This is a genomic window from Rhodanobacter sp. TND4EL1, assembly GCF_054061035.1.
Window position 1 is genome coordinate 302,862 of sequence record NZ_JBSSDT010000002.1, and the last position, 18,685, is coordinate 321,546.

Here is an 18,685-nt window from a genome sequence, read left to right on the forward strand (position 1 = left end):
ATGATCTTGCGTGAATTGCGGCAGGGCGGTCGCAGGCTGATGGCGCGACCGGGTTACACCGCGTTGTCGGTGGGCATGCTCGGGGTCGGCTTGGGCATCCTGCTGTTTCTTTTCAGCCTGATCGACACGCTGATCCTGCAGCCGTTGCCGTTTCCGCAGGCCGACCGCCTGCTGGCAATCGGGGAGATGCATGACAACGGCGTCGGTGTCGGCGACCTCGACAGCGGCGAATATCTCGATCTGCATGGGCGACTGCAGGGGATCGATCAGGATGGCGCCTATGCCAGTGTCGGGGTGAGCCTGGACGGCGGCAGCGGTGCCCGCTTCTACAGCGGCACGTTGTGGACGTCGTCGCTGATGGACATGCTGGGCGTCCAGCCATTGCTGGGTCGTCCATTCAGCCCGGCCGATGACGTGCCCGGTGCTGCTGCTGTGGCGCTGATCGGCGAAACGCTGTGGCGACACGAATTTCATGCTGATCCGGGCGTGATCGGCCGGGCGGTGCGCATCAACGGCGAATGGACCACGATCGTCGGGGTGCTGCCGGCGGCGGTGGGCTTTCCTGGGGTCAGCGAGGTGTGGCAGCCCTTGCGGCCGCGGCTGGGGCAGCACGACAGTCTGTACATGGTGGGACGACTCCGTTCCGGCGTCAGCCTGGCCCAGGCGCGAGAGCAACTGAGCGCGCTGGATGCTCAATTGCGGCAGCACTCCTCGCAGTGGCAGATGCAACAGCATCTGATTGCCAAGCCTTTGTCGGTCAGCTTCACCCCGGAGGACATGCGCCGCTGGGTCTGGTTGATGTTTGCCGCGGCAGCACTGGTGCTGTTGCTGGCGTGCGTCAACGTGGCCAACCTGCAACTGGTGCAGACCTTGAGTCGACGGCGCGAGCTGGCGCTGCGCAGTGCGCTGGGCAGCAGCCGCGGGCGACTGATGCTGGGCGTGTTGATGGAAAGCCTGCTGCTGAGCGTGATGGCGCTGGCGGTGGCGTTGCCGATCGTGTACCTCGCCAATCGCTGGATCGTGGCCGCCTACTTTGCGGCCGACCGGAGAGGCCCCTCGTTTCACCACTTTGGCATCAGCGGCGGCGTGCTGGTGTTTGCCATCGTGATTGCGGTGGTCACCACGGCTTTGGCGGGGCTCATTCCGGCGTGGCGCGCGTCGCACACCGACATGCAGGACGCCTTGCGCGAAGGCAGCAAGGGTTCCGGTGGCGCGTTTGCGCGGGTGGCCAAGGCGCTGGTGGTGATGGAAATCGTGTTGACCGTGGTGTTGCTGGTCGGCGCGGGGACCTTCGTGCGCTCCTTGAACCAGGTGCTGGCGACACCGGCGGCGGGCGCCGCCGATGCCACGCACGTGTTGACGGCGCGGGTGGCGCTGCCGCCGGAGGGCTATGCCAAGGATGCGCAGCGGATCCGCTTTTTCGATCAGGTCGCCACGCGTCTGCGCACGGAACCGGGTGTGCTGGAGGCCACGGTGGCCAACACCGTGCCCGGCGCCCAGCTGGGCAGTCACGAAACGATCGGCGCGAAGGGCCAGTCGCGCCCGGCAAGTGGCTGGCCCGAGGCGCAGATGGGTATCGTCGATGCCCATTTTCTGGATACCTACGGCGTGCGTCTGCTGGAAGGGCGCTTCATCGATCCACGCGACCGGGCCGACAGCCAGCCGGTCACGGTGATCGACCGCAAGACCGCGCTGGCGCTGTGGCCGGGCCAGGATGCGGTGGGCCAGTCGCTGGTGCTTTACCCGGACAGATCCTGGACCACCACGCTCACCGTGGTCGGCGTAATCGAGCCGTTGCAGTTGGATACCCAACTGGAACGGTCGGTGCCGGGCTTGCTGGTGCCGTTGTCACAGGCAGCAGGCATGGGTCCGCTGGCCGAGGTGGGGTTGGCGGTGCGCACGCGTGCGGACCCGGCGACGTTCGAACCGCGACTCACGGCCATCGTGCGCAGTGCCGACGCCCAGGCTGCCGTGCACTACGTGCGCAGCCAGGCGCGCCTGATGTCGGACAGTCGCATCAGTCTGCTGGTGTTGACCCAGGTATTCACCGCGCTGGGTCTGGTCGCGCTGATGCTGGCGGCGGCGGGCTTGTACGGGGTGCTGGCGTTCTCGGTGGCGCAGCGCACGCGCGAATTTGGCATCCGCCGCGCGATCGGTGCCGGCAACGCGGCGATCGTGCGCGAGGTGGGGCGGCAGTTGTTGTGGCAACTGACATGGGGCTTGGGGTTGGGCTTGGTACTGGCATGGCCGTGGTCCGGTTTGCTGGCCGATCCGGGCCTGCATACACAGCCGCACGACTTGCGGGTGTTCGCCCCGGTGTTGCTGATGGTGCTGGTGGTGAGTGTGTTGTCGGCGCTGGTGCCGCTGTATCGTGCACTGCGCGTCGACCCCGCCATGGCGCTCCGCTACGAGTAGGAGCCCGTTGGCGGGCGATGCTCTTTAGCCCCGGCAACAAATCAAGCGCATCGCCCGCCAGCGGGCTCCTGCAATGCGAGGGCGGCAGCCATGAATGGAACGACATGACACGCGAAAAAATTTCCACGGTGCTGCTGGTCGACGACCAGGCCGATCTGCGCGAGGCGCTGCGTCTGCTGCTGAAGTCCGAAGGCATCCCCAGCATCGGTGTGGATGGCCCGGCCGCAGCGCTGGAGGCAGCGCGCCAGCAGGATTTCGGCTGCGCGTTGATCGACCTCAACTACACCCGCGACACGACGTCGGGCGACGAAGGCCTGGCCCTGCTGGACGCGCTGCGCCAGCACGCGCCGGAGCTGCCGGTGGTGGTGATGACGGCATGGGGCAACGTGCCGCTGGCGGTCGATGCGCTGCGCCGCGGCGCCGGCGATTTCATCGAGAAGCCGTGGGACAACGCCCGCGTGCTGAGCATCGTGCGCACGCAGATCGCGCTGGCCGATGGCGCGCGTCGGCAGCGCCGGCTGGAGGCGGAGAACGCGTTGCTGCGCGGGGGTGGCGAAACGCTGATCGCCGAGTCTTCGGCAATGCGCCGGGTGATGGAGCTGGTGGCGCGGGTGGCGCCCAGCGACGCCAATGTGCTGGTGCTGGGCGAGAACGGCACCGGCAAGGGCGTCATCGCACAGGCATTGCATGCGCAGTCGCGGCGTGCGGCGAAGGCGCTGGTCAAGGTCAACATGGGCGGCATCGCCGAGAACGTGTTCGAGTCGGAAATGTTCGGTCACGTGCGCGGCGCGTATACCGATGCCAAGAGCGAACGCATCGGTCGCTACGAGCTGGCCGATGGTGGCACCTTGTTTCTCGATGAGGTTGGCAACGTGCCGATCTCGCAGCAGCCGAAATTGTTGCGCGTGCTGGAGGATGGCGAATTCGAGCGGCTCGGTTCCTCGCGTACGCAAAGCGCCGACGTACGGCTGGTCTCGGCCACCAATGCGGATCTGGCGGTCGAAGTGGAGGCGGGGCGCTTCCGCAAGGATCTGCTGTACCGACTCAACACGCTGGAGATCCGGCTACCGCCGTTGCGGGAGCGGCGCGACGACATCCTGCCGCTGGCACGCCGCTTTCTCGAGCGCAGTGCCGCGCGCTACGGTCGCCATGGCCTGAGCCTGGCGCCGTCGGCGGAGCGCGCGCTGCTGGCATGGCGCTGGCCGGGCAACGTGCGTGAACTGGGCCATCTGATGGAGCGCGCCGCGCTGCTGGCCGAGCACGATTTGGTCAGCGATTCGGCACTGGCGTTCGGTCCGGGACCCAGCCAGGCCGATGCCTCGGCGGAACTGGACGACATGACCATCGACCAGGCTGAAGCGCATCTGGTGCGACGGGCGTTGGCGCGTCACGGCAACAACCTGCAACACGCCGCCGACGCGCTAGGCGTGACCCGCCAGACCTTGTATCGGCGGATGGAAAAACACGGCCTGCGCGATCCCTCGTCCGATGATGCCGACTGACGCCGGCCGCCGCGGCAACCGGCTGCCCGCCTTCGAGCGGCGGGTGCTGCTGGGCAGCTGGCTGGTGGCTTTGCCGGCACTGCTCGCCGTGGCGGGAGTATTGATTCTTGGCGTGCCCGAGCGCGCGTTGTGCGGGTTGCTGGTGGTGACGGTGCTGCTGGCCACTGCGCTGATCGCGCGCTGGCAGCACCGTCGCGTGGTGTATCCGCTGTACACGCTGGCCGGATTGCTCGAAGCGCTGCGCGAGGGCGATTACAGCCTGCGCGGCGTGCAGGGCGGGGTGCTCGGCGGCGCGATCTACGACGTCAATGCGCTGGCCGATCGCCTGCAAAAGGAGCGCCTGCAGTTCGAGGACTCCGCGCGCCTTCTCGGCAAGACGCTTGATGCGCTGGACAGCGCGGTGCTGGTGTTCGATCACGAGGCCCGGCTGCGTCTGTTGAATCCGGCTGCACAGCGTCTGCTGGGCAACGACCGTCATGCGCTGCTGGGGCGGCGTGCCGACGAGCTGGCACTGGAGACACTGCTGTCCGGGCCACGCGAGCAGGTCGTCCGACACGAATTCGCTGCGCGCACCGGGCGCTTCGAGATCCGCCACGCGCCGTTGCGCAATGAAGGACGGCAGGGCCGGTTGCTGGTCATCAACGATGTCGGTCGGGTGCTGCGCGAAGAAGAGCGCCAGGCCTGGCAACGGCTGCTGCGCGTGCTCGGTCACGAGGTCAACAACTCGCTGGCGTCGATCCATTCATTGGCCGGCACGTTGGCCAACGTCGTTGCACGCGACCCGCTCGCCGAGGACTGGCGCGAGGATACGCGCGGCGGTTTGCAGGTGATCGGCAACCGCGCCGAGTCGCTGGGCCGCTTCCTGGCCGGCTACAGCAAACTGGCCGCGTTGCCACCGCCGCAAAAGCGCCTGATCGATCTGGCCAAGCTGGCGGCTGCAGTGGCAAAACTGGAACAGCGCCTTGCCGTACAACTCGACGAAGGCCCGCCGCTGTGGCTGCAAGCCGACCCTGACCAGATCGAACAGGCGCTGATCAACCTGCTGCGCAATGCGGTCGAAGCCAGCCTTGCCGGCGGCGGCCAGGTGCGCATGCGCTGGCGCGAAGAGGGCGAGCGCGCCCTGCTGGAAATCCTCGACGACGGCCCGGGCTTGCCCGGCAGCGACAACCTGTTCGTGCCGTTCTTCACCACCAAACCCGGCGGCTCCGGCATCGGTCTGGCCTTGGTCCGACAGATCGCCGAAGCCCACGATGGCGGCATCAGCCTGAGCGCCCGCGATGACGGTCTTGGCGTTCTCGCCCAACTCTGGCTCCCGATGTAGGGGCCCATCCAATGGCGAGGCCTGTGGCAGGAGCCCGCTCGCGGGCGATGCTGTTGCGCTGATGTCCATCAAAGCGAAGAGCGAGGCGAAGGGCATCGCCCGCGAGCGGGCTCCTGTGGTGACGGGGTGAGGTGGGAGTGCAGTGCGGCGATGCGCTGGCTCCGGGGCAGCTTTTTCCAGGCGATTTCCAGCCGCAGCGCGGTGCCGTGGTCGGCGACCCAGACCCAGCCGAGCAGTTGCTTCGGCGGGTTGGAGCGGGTGAAGCGGGCACCTTTGCCGGCCAGGTGTTTGGCATAGCGTTGCTCGGGATCGCGCGCGATGCCGGTATAGACACGGCCATCGGTGCATTCGAGCAAATAGACGGCCCAGGCGTCGGTGCCGGGCACCTCGCTCACGCGTTCATGCCCATTCGATCAGACCTTCCGCGTCACAGACCTGCTTCCACGCCGGGCGTGCTTTCAGTCGCGTGGCCAGCGCGGCCAATGACGACCATTCGGTGGCGGGGCGCGGCATGTTGCGTGACCAGCGCATCAGCATCAACGCGTACAGGTCGACCACGCTGAACTGGTCGCTGAGCATGTACGGGCCGTGTGCGGCGAGCTGGGTGTCGATATGCGACCAGCATTTCTCGATGCCGATGCGCGCGGCCTGTTTGATGGTGTCGGCCGCTTCCGGCAAATGATCACCGGGATAGAACCACTGGCGGAACAGCGGCTGCAGCGAGTTGGCCAGGTAGAACATCCACTGCAGGTAGTTACCGCGTTGCGCATTGCCGGGCGGGGGTGCCAACGCGGCCTCCGGGTGTCGCTCCGCCAGCAGCATCGCCAGTGCCGCGGCTTCGCCATGGGGTACGCCGTCGACCACCAGCGTCGGCACCACACCGTTCGGGTTCAGGGCCAGGTATGCCGCGCCGCGTTGCTGCCCCTCATCCAGATTGACCCGCTCCAGCGTGTATGGCGCACCGATGTCGAGGAGGGTCAGGTGCACCAGCATGCTGGCCGCGCCAGGGGAGTAATGGAGCGTGTACATGGCAATCATCCGTGGTGGTGAACCCCCGGATGATACGCCGGAACGTCTGCTGCACCCGGGTGTGCGGAAGCTTCGCGCGTGGCGGGAACGGGCTGACGAGCCCGGACCGGCGATGAAGCATCGCAAGAAATAACGACCAGTTCGCGTCCGCGAACATTGCCGAGCCGGCGCCTCTTGTTTACCTGTCTGACCATGTTTAGGTTTACCGGTCGCGCTCGCTGGGGACGAGGCGCGATGTCCGGTACGCGGCAGGGGGAGCGTGCGTCTGTGTTTCCTTCATGGAGAAGATCATGAAACTCAGGCAAATCATTACGTGGGGACTGCTGTCACTGGCGTCGTTGGGGGGCGCTGCCAGTGCGACAACACCAAAGACGGTCTGGCTCACGCTCGACCAGAACACTTATACCGTGCTCCAACAGGTCGATCCCGCCGCGCACAGTCTTGAAAGTCGTTATGTGGCCAACGGAACCACCCGCAAGGGACTGGTCAATGTGGACAGGATCCACATCGTCCCGGTGGATGAAAGCGTCTTGGGCGCACTCTCGGCCCAAGTGCACCGCCAGCTGCATCACTGCGCGGGATACATCACCTACGACTCGCTGGACGCCGCCCGCGCGGCGCTGCAGCCGCGTCAGGCTCTGGCCGGCCTGACCCGGCCCGATTACACGATCAAGCAACAGGCGCTGGTCAAGCCGTGGATCGCCCAGCAGACGGCGGCCAACATCACCGACACGATCCAGTCGCTGGCCAACTTCAACAACCGCTACTACAACGGCAGCACCGGCGCGCAGGCGTCGGACTGGCTGAAGAGCACCTGGCAGACGATGGCGGCGGGTCGTTCCGACATTTCGGTGAAACAGGTGTTTCGCGGCAGCGACAAGCAGGCCTCGGTGGTGCTGACCATCACCGGCACGCAGAACCCCGACCAGATCGTGGTGATGGGTGCGCATCTGGACACGGTCAACTGGAACGATGCCGGTGGCAAACCGCACGAGACGTCGCGTGCGCCCGGTGCCGATGACGATGCCTCCGGCGTGGCCGGCCTCACCGAGACCCTGCGCGTGCTGCTGGCCAACGGCTACAAGCCGGCACGGACGATCCAGTTGATGGCCTATGCGGGTGAGGAGTTCGGCTTGTACGGCTCCAACTACATCGCCCGCGATTACGCCAGTCGCAACGTCGACGTGGTCGGCATGCTGCAGTTGGACATGACCAACTACAAGGGCTCGGCGGGCGACATCTATCTCGAGGACGACTACACCGACGCGCAGCAGAACCAGTTCGTCGAGTCGCTGGCCAATACCTACCTGCCGCAGCTCAGCGTGATGCACGACAAGTGCGGCTACGGCTGTTCCGACCATGCCTCGTGGCACAACCAGGGCTACGCCACCTCGATGCCGTTCGAGTCGAAACTTGGCGACGACAACCCGTACATCCACTCCAGCAAGGACACCTATGCCAACTCCGGCAACCAGGCGCAGCACGCGCTGAAGTTCACCCGCCTGGCACTGGCCTTCGCGGTGGAGCTGGGCGGCAACGGCAGCGGTGGCGACACGCCGCCCCCGCCGGCCGGTGATGACGTGCTCGCCAACGGCGTGCCGAAGAGCGGCCTTTCCGGTGCCAGCGGCAGCACGGCGTTGTACAAGGTCGTGCTGCCTGCGGGCGCGCGCAATCTGGTCATCGCCGTCAGTGGCGGCACCGGCGACGTGGATCTCTACACGCGCTACGGCGCGGCGCCCACCACCAGCAGCTACGACTGCCGGCCGTATCGGTCGGGCAACAATGAAAGCTGCACGGTCGCCACTCCGCAGGCAGGTACGTATTACGTGCAGTTGCGCGCGTATCAGGCGTACAGCGGCGTCACCCTCAAGGCCAGCTGGACGACCGGCAGCGAACCGCCGCCGCCGGCCGACGACGAGCTGGCCAACGGCGTGGCAAAAACCGGTTTGAGCGGCAGTAGCGGTGGCACCGCCGTGTACAAGGTGATCGTGCCAAGCGGCGCGAGCAACCTGGTCATCGCCAGCAGCGGCGGCACCGGCGATGTGGACCTGTACGCCCGCTTCGGTGCCACGCCCACCAGCAGCAGCTACGACTGTCGTCCGTACCGCAGCGGCAACAACGAAAGCTGCACGTTCGGGCAAGTCCAGGCGGGCACCTACTACGTCATGCTGAAGGGCTATCAGACGTACAGCGGTGTCTCGTTGAAGGCCAGCTGGAACGGCGGCTAGCGCGGAGCCGGGCATCGGGCAAGCGATGGCGTGTTGACCACTTCCCCGTTTCCCAGTGGCAAGAAACGGCAAAGGCCCGATCAGGATGATCGGGCCTTTGTTCGTTCAGTCATTACACCAAAAAGCCAGAGTGGTGATCAGCCCATCCGGCAGCTTCAGCCGTCCAGTTCGGACCAGCGCGCATAAGCCGCATCCAGCTCGGCTTGCAAGGCGGCGACCGCCTCGTTGGCGCGGGTGATGGTGGCCGCATCCTGCTTGAAGAACGCGGGATCGTTCATCGCCTCGCCGTGGGCGGCGATCGCGGTTTCCAGTTGCTCGATCTGTTTGGGCAGCTGCTCCAGCTCGCGCTGTTCCTTGAAGCTGCGCTTGACCTTCGGTGCCGCCGGCGCGGGCGCGACGGGTGCGGCCGCGCTGGTCTTGCCGGCGCTTGGGGCGCTGCGCGGGGCAGGCCGCTGGCGCAGCCAGTCGGTGTAGCCGCCGACGTATTCGCCGATCTGTCCCTCCCCTTCCAGCACCAGCGTGCTCGAGACGACGTTGTCGAGGAAGGCGCGGTCGTGCGAGACCAGCAGCAGGGTGCCCTGGTAGTCGGTCAGCAGTTCTTCCAGCAGCTCCAGCGTTTCCACGTCGAGGTCGTTGGTCGGTTCATCCATCACCAGCAGGTTGGACGGCTGCGCGAACAGCTTGGCCAGCAGCAGGCGGTTGCGCTCGCCGCCGGACAGGCGGGTGATCGGCGCGCGGGCGCGTTCGGGCGAGAACAGGAAATCCTGCAGGTAGCCGATGATGTGCTTGCGCTGGCCGTTGAGCTCGATGTATTCGCGGCCTTCGGCCACGTTGTCCAGAGCGTTGAGCGAATCGTTGAGCTGCAGGCGATGCTGGTCGAAGTAGGCGATCTGGATGCTGGTGCCCAGTTCGGCAGTGCCGCGCAGCGGCTGCAACTCGCCCAGCATGATCTTCAGCAGGGTGCTCTTGCCGGCGCCGTTCGGACCGATGATCCCGATGCGGTCGCCGCGCAGGATGGTGGTCGAGAGGTCCTCGATCAGCACGCGGCCGTCGTAGGCCTGGTGCACGTTCTTGAGGTCGATGACCTTCTTGCCCGAAGCCTGCGCGTTGGCCGCGTTCATCCTGACGTTGCCATTGAGGTTGCGGCGCTCGGAGCGCTCGTTGCGCAGCGCCTTCAGCGCACGCACGCGGCCTTCGTTGCGGGTGCGGCGGGCCTTGATGCCCTGGCGTATCCACACTTCTTCCTGCGCCAGCTTCTTGTCGAACAGCGCATTGGCCTGCGACTCGGCATGCAGGCGCTCCTCGCGACGACGCAGGTAGTTGTCGTAGTCACCCGGCCAGTCGGTGAGCGAGCCGCGATCGATCTCGACGATGCGGGTGGCCAGCGCACGCAGGAAGCTGCGGTCATGGGTGACGAAGATGATGCTGCCGGCAAACTGCTTGAGGAAGGTTTCCAGCCAGCCGATCGCCTCGATGTCGAGGTGGTTGGTGGGCTCGTCCAGCAGCAGCACGTCGGGCTTGCGCACCAGCGCCTGGGCCAGCAGCACGCGGCGCTTCATGCCGCCGGACAGCGCGGCGAAGTCGGTCTCGCCGGGCAGTTCCAGCTGGCTGATGACGTCACCCACGCGGCGATCCAGGTCCCAGCCGTGCTGCGCCTCGATCTGGTGCTGCACATCGCCCAGCGCGTCGAAGTCGCCTTCCTCGAGCAGGTGGTGGTAGCGCGCCAGCAGGCGGCCCAGATCACCCAGACCCTCCGCCACCACGTCGAACACGCTGCCTTCGGTGCCGTGTGGCACTTCCTGCGCCATGCGCGCCACGACGACGCCGTTCTGCACGCGCACCTCGCCGTCGTCGGCATGCAACTCGCCGGCGATCAGCTTCATCAGGGTGGATTTGCCTTCGCCGTTGCGACCGACGATGCAGACGCGCTCGTTCGTCTCGATCGACAGATCGACGTGTTGGAGCAGGAGTGGGCCGCCGATACTGAAGTCGACGCCTTGCAATTGGATTAGGGACATCCGCCCATTGTAGCTGTTGCAGCGCACCAGAGCGCGCTGCGGTGGCCTGAAAAGAAACGGGCCGCACCAGGCGGCCCGTTTCAACAGCATGCGCGGTGTTCGCGCACAGGGTGCTCTTACAGCTTGGCATCCTTGCGCAGCGCTTCGGCGCGGTCGGTCTTTTCCCACGAGAACGAGGTGAACTTGTTGCCGTTCACGTCAACCAGTTCGCGCGGGGTGCGGCCGAAGTGGCCGTAGCTGGCGGTCTGCTGGTACATCGGGTGGATCAGGTCCAACATCTTGAGGATGCCGTACGGGCGCAGGTCGAAGTGCTTGCGGATCAGCTTCTCGATCTTCTCGTCACTGATCTTGCCGGTGCCGAAGGTGGTGGCCGAGATCGAGGTGGGGTGCGCCACGCCGATCGCGTAGCTGACCTGCACTTCGCAACGGTCGGCAATGCCGGCCGCCACGATGTTCTTGGCCACGTAACGCGCCGCATAAGCCGCCGAACGGTCGACCTTGGACGGATCCTTGCCCGAGAACGCACCGCCACCATGACGGGCCCAGCCGCCATAGGTGTCCACGATGATCTTGCGGCCGGTCAGGCCGCAGTCGCCCACCGGGCCGCCGATTTCGAACTTGCCGGTCGGGTTGATGTGGAACTTGGTGCCCTTGTGCAGCCACTTGGCCGGCAGCACCGGCTTGAGGATCAGCTCGCGCACGCCCTCGATCAGGTCTTTCTGCTTGATGCCCGGATCGTGCTGGGTCGACAGCACCACGGCGTCGATCGCGGTGGCCACGCCGTTCTCGTAGCGCAGGGTGACCTGACTCTTGGCGTCCGGGCGCAGCCACGGCAGCGGCGAGTTCTTCTGCTTGCGCACCTTGGCCTGCTGCTCGACCAGACGGTGCGAGAAGTGGATCGCCGCGGGCATGAAACTCTTGGTTTCGTTGGTGGCGTAGCCGAACATCAGGCCCTGGTCGCCCGCGCCCTGATCTTCCGGCTTCTTGCGGTCCACGCCCTGGTTGATGTCGGGCGACTGCTTGCCGATCAGGTTGATCACGCCGCAGGTAGCGCCGTCGAAGCCGACGTCGCTGGAGTCATAGCCGATATCGACGATCACCTTGCGGGTGATCGCTTCCAGGTCGATCCACGCATCGGTGGTGACTTCGCCGGCGACGATCGCCACGCCGGTCTTGACCATGGTTTCGCAGGCGACGCGGGCGCGCGGATCCTGCACCAGGATCGCGTCGAGGACGGCGTCGGAGATCTGGTCGGCGACTTTGTCCGGATGGCCTTCGGAGACCGATTCGGAGGTGAACAGGTAGTTGGACATCGCGGTTTATATCCCTTTGTTCGGATAGAAAGATAAATGAAGTCGGGCATGATACATCCCCGCTCCGGGTTTTGCAGCCTGCTGCTCTTTCATGAACAGCGGGATTAGGGCAGCGTTCAGCCGTTTGGACGGCTGAACCAGCCTGGAGGCGCGCTGCACGGGGTCACGAGCCGGGCTCGCCGAAGGCCTTCTTCACGCGTTGTGGCCAGTCCGGTGCATTGATCCGCTGCAGCAGCGAGGTATCGATCGGCTCGCGCAGGGTGCTGCCGGTGGGCAGGGCGAAGGCATAGTCCTGACGTTCCAGCACCAGCGGCAGCACTTTCAGCTTGCCGCGGTAGTGTTGCTGGATGTCCCAGCGCAGCAGCGGCGTGTCATAGACCACGGCATCGACGCGGTCGGCCACCAGGTCGGCCAGTGCGGCATCGACATCGGTGGCTTTGCTGTAGTCGTATTGCCGCCGCTCGAGCCAGTTGGCACTGGTGCTGGAAGGTACGCTGGCCACGTGCATGCCACCCAGATCCTCCGCACTGCGGATACGGTCGCTGAGTTGGCCGACAGTCAGCGCGCTGGTGATCGAGGCGGTAAAGAACGACACGATGATCAGCGCGGCCAGCATCCAGACCAGGCCGATGATGCGACCACCGACGGTGCGTGGCGCGGTGTCGCCGTAGCCGACGGTGGTCATCGTCACCATCGCCCACCAGAAGCCGGAGAAAATGCCCTGGCCGCGACTGCCGCCGAACTGCTCCGGGTTGCGCTTGTGCTCGAGCAGCCAGACCAGAAAGCCGACCACCAGCAGCAACAGCGCCAGCGTGCCAATGACCTTGAGAAAGGCCGGCGACACCAGCGCCCGCGCCACCGCCAGCCAGCCGGCGCTTTGGCCGCCGCGCACTGCCACGCCGAGCCCCGAGCTGGTGATCGGGTGGGCGAAATCCATGTGCTTCTCGCGTTCCGCCGTGGCGGTGATCGCGCCGATGGCCACGTCCACCTGACTGTCGCTGACTGCATTCAGCAGGCTGTCGAGGTCGTACGGCTTGTAGCTGAATTTCCAACCGTGGTCGGCGGCGATTTCCTGCCACAGGTCAATTGCGAGGCCGCTGTAGTGGCCGTCTTTCTCGATGACGAAGGGTGGTGCCACCTTGACGCCGACGATTAGCGGCTCGCGCATGGTCGGCAGTGGGGCACTCGTCGCGCCGGCGACGGAGACCGGCGATATGGCATCGCTGGTCGTGGAAACGGGTGACGGCGGGGCGGCGAGTGCCGCGCCGGACAGCAGGCAAAGCAGCAACGGCAGCCAGACTGGCCGCGGGAATTTCATCATCGGTGAGTCCTCTCGAACGCGGGCGTGCAAACACGCGATGCGTTTCAGCCTAACGTATCGAGGGCATCCGCGCCGTCAAGCGGGATGCTGCCGGTGCTGGGCAATGCGACTGGGTAGTTGGTGTCGAACGCGGCATCTGACGCAACTGACGTAGGCATGTCCGCATGGCACGCAGCGCCGTTTCCACGGTCGGCCAGGCGCGGGTTTTCAGGCCGCGCGGCGCTCGCCAGCCACCAGCGCCGCGAAATACTCGCGGGTCAGGCGCAGCTGTTCGCTGGCCGATTCGGCGCGGTTGACCACCTGCCGGAACGCGGCATTCTCCGGACGATCCTTGGCGTACCAGCCCAGGTGCTTGCGCGCGATGCGCACGCCGGCTTGTTCGCCGTAGAAGGCGTAGAGCTGTTCGAGATGGCCCAGCAGGATGCTCGCGACTTCGGCCGGCTCCGGTTCGGCCAGCAGTTCGCCGGTGGCGAGGTAATGGGCGATCTCGCGGAAGATCCAGGGCCGTCCCTGGGCGCCGCGGCCAACCATGATCGCGTCGGCGCCGGTGATGTCCAGCACGTGCTTTGCCTGCTGCGGACTGCAGACGTCGCCATTGGCCAGCACGGGAATGCGCACGGCAGCCTTCACCGCGGTGATCGTGTCGTACTCGGCGTCGCCTTCGTATTTGTCCGCGCGGGTACGACCGTGCACGGCGAGCGCGGCGATGCCGTTGTCCTGGGCAATGCGGGCGATGTTGAGCGCATTCTTGTTGTCGCGATTCCAGCCGGTGCGGATCTTCAACGTCACCGGGACATCCACCGCATCGACCACCGCTTTCACGATGCGCGCGACCAGTGGTTCGTCCTGCAGCAGGGCGGAGCCCGACCAAACGTTGCACACTTTCTTGGCCGGGCAACCCATGTTGATGTCGATCAGCTGTGCGCCGTTGGCCACGTTGAAGCGTGCCGCTTCGGCCAGCATCGCCGGGTCGTAGCCGGCGATCTGCACGCTGACCGGTTCGGGTTCACCGACGTGGTCCATGCGTTGCAGCGACTTGCGCGTATGCCACAGTCGCGGGTCGGCATTGGTCATCTCCGACACGGCCAGACCCGCGCCCAGCCGCTTGCACAGCAGCCGGAACGGCTTGTCGGTGACGCCGGCCATCGGGGCCAGCACCACGTTCGGGGCAATGAGGTAGGGGCCGATACGCATCGGCGCATTGTAGTGAATCCGGGAAGCTGCCGTGCCGGCAGCTTCCCGTGTCGCGATTACAGCGAGCCGCGCAGGGTCAGCCCGAAGGTGCGCGGGGTGCCGAGGAAGGCGTTGTACGAGCCGGGCTGGATCGGCGCGTCATAACCCACCTGCTTGTAGGTGCGGTTGGTGAGGTTGGTGCCCCACAACTCGACCTGCCAGTGCTTGCTGATCGCACCGACGACCAGACGCGCGTTGAGCAGGGTATACGCCTGTTGCATCTTGGCCGGATTCAGATCCGAGCCGGTGTTGTACTTGGTCATGTACTTGGCGCCGATGTTGAAGCGGCCCATCAGGTAGTCATTGAAATTCCATTGATGGGTGACGCCACCGGTGAGCGACCATGTCGGCGCGAAGCCGGCCGTTCCGCCCGGTACCAGCGCCAGGGAGGGATCGGGCAAGGGTTGGTCGCCGTATTTCGCGTCGGTATAGGTTCCGCCGGCCTGCAGTGACAGCCCTGGGATCCTCGTTTGCCACAAAAGGTCGGTGTCCAGACCCTTGCTGACCAGTTGCGGAACCGAGCGCACCACGTAGCTGGTGCCGAGGAAGCTGTTGAGCTGGAAGTCGGTGTACTTCGCGTGGAACAGCGCCGTGTTGAGCAGCAGGTTGCCGCCCAGCCAGTTGGTCTTGGCACCCAACTCGTAGCTGTTCACGAACTCGCCCGGGAACGAGGTGTCGGTGACCGGGACGATGCCCTGCGGGCCATCGCTGAGGCCATTGCCCGACTGCACCCGATCGAGGTTGAAACCGCCGGCCTTGTAGCCGCGTGCGGCCGAGGCGTAGGTCATCACGTCCTCGTTCCAGCGGTACGCGGCCTTGATCGTGCCGGACCATTCGTTGGCGGTGAAGCTCTGCGCGGTGTGGCGACCGTTGAACATCGGGTTCGCCCATGGCAGGCACATGTAGCCCAGCACGGTCGGCACGATCGCGCTGATGTACGGCGCCGGTACGCCGCGTGCGGCCAGCGCCGCGCCCACCCGTCCGGGGTTGCCCAGTCCGGCCATGCAGCCCGTGCCGCCATTCGGATTGCTGTAGAACGAGTCGACCGCCTTGTTCTCGTGGGTGTAGCGCAGGCCCAGCGTCAATGCCAATTTTTCCGTGGCGTGGAACGTGACGTTGCCGAACGCCGCGGTGCTCTTGGCGTCCTGGTTCCAGTGGTCGCGCGATGCGGCGCCGATGTAGGAGGTGCCGTAAGACATGCCGGTGGCTTGCGACAGGAAGGTCGCGGCACCGGCGGTGTTGACCAGGCCGGCCGGGAACGATTTGGCGATATCGTTCAGCAGGGCAGTGGACAGATACGGCTCATAGGCCGCGCCCAGCGAGACCGCGTCGTGGCGTTGCAGCTTCTCGTTGTCGTAATACAGGCCCGCCATCCAGTCGACGCGATCGGTGTGGCCGGCCAGACGCAGTTCCTGGGTGAACGTCTTGAAGTGCACCGAGTTGTCGTCGGCACCGTACGGGCGGTACCAGATGTCGGCGCCGCTGAAGTCCAGATCGGCGCCGCCGACGACATCCCACTGGCGCAACGAGGTAATGGAGGTGAGGGTCGCGTTGCCGAACCACGAGGTGTTCCAGTTGACCTCGGCCGAGAGCCCCTTGTCGGTGATTTTTTGCGTGGTGTCGCGGTTGCTGTAAGCCAGTCGCTGGTCGAGGTCCGCTGCGGGAATGACCCCGTTGCCACCGGCCAGGGCATTGACGATCGCCGCGGTGGGGCCGCGCACCACGGTCATGCCGACGCAGCAGTTCTCGTTGCGTTCGGTGTAGTCGCCGATGATGTTGATGTCGAGATGGGTACTGGGCGTGATCAGCAACTGCGCGCGTACCGAGTGGAAGTTCTGGTCGCTGTCGCGGGCCAGCGTGCGCGGGCCCATGGCGGTGTTCACCCGATTGAAGCCGTCACGCTTGCGATCCACCGCGTAGACGCGGAAGGCCGCGTAGTCGCTCAACTTGTTGTTGTAGGAGCCGGCCACGCCGGCAGCGTGATAGTTGCCGAGGGTGAACTCGAGGTTGCCTTCCTCGTTGAAGGTGGGCCGCTTGGTGATCACGTTGATCAGGCCGGCCGATGTGTTCTTGCCAAAGACGGTGCCCTGCGGGCCTTTCAATACCTCGACTTGCTCCAGCTCGCCCAGGTCGCCGAACGCGACGCCGTTGCGCGCCCGTGGCACGCCGTCGATCACGATGCCCACCGAGGACTCGAGACCGGGGTTGTCGCCGACCGTGCCGACGCCGCGGATGCGCGCGGTGGTCTGGGTTTCCGAGGTGGTGCTGGTGACAAACAGGGTCGGCACCAGGGTCTGCAGATCCTTGATGTCGTGTACGCCGGTGTCCTGCAGCAGTTGGTCGGGCAGGGTCGCCATGGTGATCGGCACGTCCTGCAACAGTTCCACCCGCTTCTGCGCCCGGACCGTGATCTGGCTGAGCGTGACCGGCTTGTCGTCTTCCTTTTGCCCGACCTCCTGCTCCGGGCTGGCAGGCCCTGCGGCTCCCTGTGCGTGAGCCGGCGGCAACGACGTGGTGGCTAGTGCGGCGATGATCGAAAAAGTCAGGCATTGGCGGCGCTGATGGAATGTGTGCATCGGTTCCTCCCCCGTGGTGATCCGATGCGCGGTTGCGACGCCCCCCGGCGACGCCTTGCCGCGCACGTTGCTTTCCCCTGATATCGACCGACCGCGCGGTGGCCTGCTGGTGGGCAGCGTGGTGGCGCGGAGGATGTCATTCCCTGGCGTCGCAATTTCTTGCGACAAGGCCATCGTATACACGCCCTTTGGCTAAAGCAACGTCCTGAAATTCCGTGCTTTTTTAGTGCCTGCGACAAAGCCGGAGCGGTGCCCGAAACGCCTGGGTGCCCAGGCTGGGTGACTGTGCCGTCCACACATGAAAAAAGGCCCCCGGTTCACGGAAGCCCTTGGGTATTCATGGCTCCGCATCGCCCTCGCGGGCAGCGGGCGTGGCATTCGCTCAGATGTGCGCCGGCACCCTGACCGAGCCAGGCACATGCTTGTGCTTGAAGAAGATCGCGAACAGCACGGCGACCACCAGCGAGTAGGCGGCGAACGTGATCCAGATCCCGTGCCAGTCCTTGCTGCCGTCCGCTTCGGTGAACCACGCGTCGATGATGATGCCGCTGATCGAACTGCCCAGGATCGCGCCGATGCCGTTGGTCATCAGCATGAACAGACCTTGCGCGCTGGCGCGGATCGACGGGTCGCTCTGCTCCTCGACGAACAACGAGCCGGAGATATTGAAGAAGTCGAACGCCATGCCGTACACGATGCACGACAGCACGATCATCCACAGGCCCGGGCCCGGATCGGCAAAGGCGAACAGGCCGAAGCGCAGCACCCACGCAATCATGCTGATCAGCATCACCGTCTTGATGCCGAAACGCTTGAAGAAAAACGGAATGGCCAGGATGAACAGGGTTTCGGACACCTGGGAGATCGACATGATGATCGCCGGGTAGCGCACCGCGATCATCCCCTTGTATGCATCGACATTGGCAAAGTCGTGCAGGAAGGTATCGCCATAGGCGTTGGTGAGCTGCAGCGCCGCGCCCAGCAGCATCGCGAACAGGAAGAAGATCGCCATCTTGCTGTTCTTGAACAGCGCGAACGAAGTCAGGCCCAGCGTATCCAGCCATGACTTGTGCGCCTGGCCACGCAGGCGCGGCGGGCACTTCGGCAGGGTGAAGGCGTACAGGCCCAGCAGCAGCGAAGCGCCGGAGGCCACGTAGAACTGCCCGCCCGAGGTCTCCAGGTGCAGCAGGCTCACCGTCCACATCGCGGCGATGAAGCCCACCGTGCCCCACACGCGGATCGGCGGGAATACCAGCACCACGTCGGCACCATCGGTTTTGAGCGCGTTGTAGGCCACCGCGATCGCCAGCGAAATCGTCGGCATGTAGCACATCATGTTGAGCAACATCACCCAGAACAGCGTTCCCGGGCTGTCAATCGTGGGCACGATGAACAGCACCACCGCGCCACACAGATGCAGCAGGCCGTAGAGCCTCTCGGCATTGATCCACTTGTCGGCGATCACGCCCATCAGCGACGGCATGAACAACGAGGCGATGCCCATGGTCGAGAAGATCGCGCCGAACTGGGCGCCCGACCAATGCCGATACTGGAACCAGTACGCACCGATGGTGATCAACCATGCGCCCCAGACGAAAAACTGCAAAAAATTCATCGCCACCAGGCGTTGCTTGATGCTCATCGACACATGTCCAGCATTGAGTAGTCCCCAGGCAAGGCCGAGGGAACTGTCCCGTGGCCGTAAAGCTCGCGCAGGTTAGATGAATCC

General features: G+C 65.4%; 12 protein-coding genes. 4 read left to right on the forward strand and 8 right to left on the reverse strand.

The features are described from left to right. The 3 genes from ACVWWQ_RS08015 (at position 1) to ACVWWQ_RS08025 (ending at position 5,238) form a co-directional block, all read left to right on the forward strand. Positions 1 to 2,415, forward strand: a complete 2,415-nt coding sequence (locus tag ACVWWQ_RS08015; RefSeq protein WP_133948246.1) for an ADOP family duplicated permease — start codon at positions 1 to 3, stop codon at positions 2,413 to 2,415. Between the two features lie 104 nt (positions 2,416 to 2,519). Continuing rightward, positions 2,520 to 3,917: a sigma-54-dependent transcriptional regulator gene (locus ACVWWQ_RS08020; RefSeq protein WP_133948244.1), complete on the forward strand. Its 1,398-nt coding sequence runs from the start codon at positions 2,520 to 2,522 to the stop codon at positions 3,915 to 3,917. Further along, on the forward strand, positions 3,904 to 5,238 hold the full coding sequence (locus ACVWWQ_RS08025) for an ATP-binding protein (RefSeq protein ID WP_166669706.1): 1,335 nt from the start codon (positions 3,904 to 3,906) through the stop codon (positions 5,236 to 5,238). The genes ACVWWQ_RS08020 and ACVWWQ_RS08025 overlap by 14 nt, the downstream gene beginning before the upstream one ends. A 68-nt stretch (positions 5,239 to 5,306) precedes the next feature. On the opposite strand, the gene ACVWWQ_RS08030 is transcribed toward ACVWWQ_RS08025, so the two are convergent. Both ACVWWQ_RS08030 and ACVWWQ_RS08035 read right to left on the reverse strand, forming a co-directional pair. Continuing rightward, the gene (locus ACVWWQ_RS08030) at positions 5,307 to 5,633 is read right to left on the reverse strand and encodes a GIY-YIG nuclease family protein (protein WP_457383354.1); all 327 of its coding nucleotides are present in this window, start codon (positions 5,631 to 5,633) and stop codon (positions 5,307 to 5,309) included. Positions 5,634 to 5,637: 4 nt separating this feature from the next. Further along, complete coding sequence (locus ACVWWQ_RS08035; protein ID WP_133948242.1) at positions 5,638 to 6,267, reverse strand: glutathione S-transferase N-terminal domain-containing protein; 630 nt, start codon at positions 6,265 to 6,267, stop codon at positions 5,638 to 5,640. Between the two features lie 290 nt (positions 6,268 to 6,557). Between ACVWWQ_RS08035 and ACVWWQ_RS08040 the strand changes: the two genes are divergently transcribed. Then, complete coding sequence (locus ACVWWQ_RS08040; protein WP_457383355.1) at positions 6,558 to 8,495, forward strand: M20/M25/M40 family metallo-hydrolase; 1,938 nt, start codon at positions 6,558 to 6,560, stop codon at positions 8,493 to 8,495. A 155-nt stretch (positions 8,496 to 8,650) separates the two neighbouring features. Here ACVWWQ_RS08040 and ACVWWQ_RS08045 read toward each other — a convergent pair whose 3' ends face one another. From ACVWWQ_RS08045 to ACVWWQ_RS08070, 6 genes are all read right to left on the reverse strand, one after another. Then, positions 8,651 to 10,513, reverse strand: coding sequence for an ATP-binding cassette domain-containing protein (locus ACVWWQ_RS08045; protein WP_133948238.1), 1,863 nt, complete (start codon positions 10,511 to 10,513; stop codon positions 8,651 to 8,653). A gap of 116 nt (positions 10,514 to 10,629) precedes the next feature. Beyond that, positions 10,630 to 11,826, reverse strand: a complete 1,197-nt coding sequence (metK, locus tag ACVWWQ_RS08050) for a methionine adenosyltransferase (RefSeq protein WP_133948236.1) — start codon at positions 11,824 to 11,826, stop codon at positions 10,630 to 10,632. A 163-nt stretch (positions 11,827 to 11,989) separates the two neighbouring features. Next, a complete protein-coding gene (locus ACVWWQ_RS08055) occupies positions 11,990 to 13,147 on the reverse strand; it encodes a transporter substrate-binding domain-containing protein (protein ID WP_133948233.1) in 1,158 nt (385 codons plus the stop codon). 207 nt (positions 13,148 to 13,354) lie between these two features. Next, positions 13,355 to 14,341: a tRNA dihydrouridine synthase DusB gene (dusB, locus tag ACVWWQ_RS08060; RefSeq protein WP_133948231.1), complete on the reverse strand. Its 987-nt coding sequence runs from the start codon at positions 14,339 to 14,341 to the stop codon at positions 13,355 to 13,357. Positions 14,342 to 14,397: 56 nt separating this feature from the next. Next, complete coding sequence (locus tag ACVWWQ_RS08065; RefSeq protein ID WP_133948229.1) at positions 14,398 to 16,956, reverse strand: TonB-dependent receptor; 2,559 nt, start codon at positions 16,954 to 16,956, stop codon at positions 14,398 to 14,400. A gap of 382 nt (positions 16,957 to 17,338) precedes the next feature. After that, on the reverse strand, positions 17,339 to 18,598 hold the full coding sequence (locus tag ACVWWQ_RS08070) for a nucleoside permease (protein ID WP_133948227.1): 1,260 nt from the start codon (positions 18,596 to 18,598) through the stop codon (positions 17,339 to 17,341). Positions 18,599 to 18,685: the final 87 nt, after the last annotated feature.

What these genes read in the sequence shown, in the direction of transcription:
- ACVWWQ_RS08015 (WP_133948246.1), top strand. Translation starts at nt 1, where the DNA reads ATGATCTTGCGTGAATTGCGGCAGGGCGGTCGCAGGCTGATGGCGCGA.
- ACVWWQ_RS08020 (WP_133948244.1), top strand. Translation starts at nt 2,520, where the DNA reads ATGACACGCGAAAAAATTTCCACGGTGCTGCTGGTCGACGACCAGGCC.
- ACVWWQ_RS08025 (WP_166669706.1), top strand. Translation starts at nt 3,904, where the DNA reads ATGATGCCGACTGACGCCGGCCGCCGCGGCAACCGGCTGCCCGCCTTC.
- ACVWWQ_RS08035 (WP_133948242.1), bottom strand. Translation starts at nt 6,267, where the DNA reads ATGTACACGCTCCATTACTCCCCTGGCGCGGCCAGCATGCTGGTGCAC.
- ACVWWQ_RS08040 (WP_457383355.1), top strand. Translation starts at nt 6,558, where the DNA reads ATGAAACTCAGGCAAATCATTACGTGGGGACTGCTGTCACTGGCGTCG.
- ACVWWQ_RS08045 (WP_133948238.1), bottom strand. Translation starts at nt 10,513, where the DNA reads ATGTCCCTAATCCAATTGCAAGGCGTCGACTTCAGTATCGGCGGCCCA.
- metK (WP_133948236.1), bottom strand. Translation starts at nt 11,826, where the DNA reads ATGTCCAACTACCTGTTCACCTCCGAATCGGTCTCCGAAGGCCATCCG.
- ACVWWQ_RS08055 (WP_133948233.1), bottom strand. Translation starts at nt 13,147, where the DNA reads ATGATGAAATTCCCGCGGCCAGTCTGGCTGCCGTTGCTGCTTTGCCTG.
- dusB (WP_133948231.1), bottom strand. Translation starts at nt 14,341, where the DNA reads ATGCGTATCGGCCCCTACCTCATTGCCCCGAACGTGGTGCTGGCCCCG.
- ACVWWQ_RS08065 (WP_133948229.1), bottom strand. Translation starts at nt 16,956, where the DNA reads ATGCACACATTCCATCAGCGCCGCCAATGCCTGACTTTTTCGATCATC.
- ACVWWQ_RS08070 (WP_133948227.1), bottom strand. Translation starts at nt 18,598, where the DNA reads ATGAGCATCAAGCAACGCCTGGTGGCGATGAATTTTTTGCAGTTTTTC.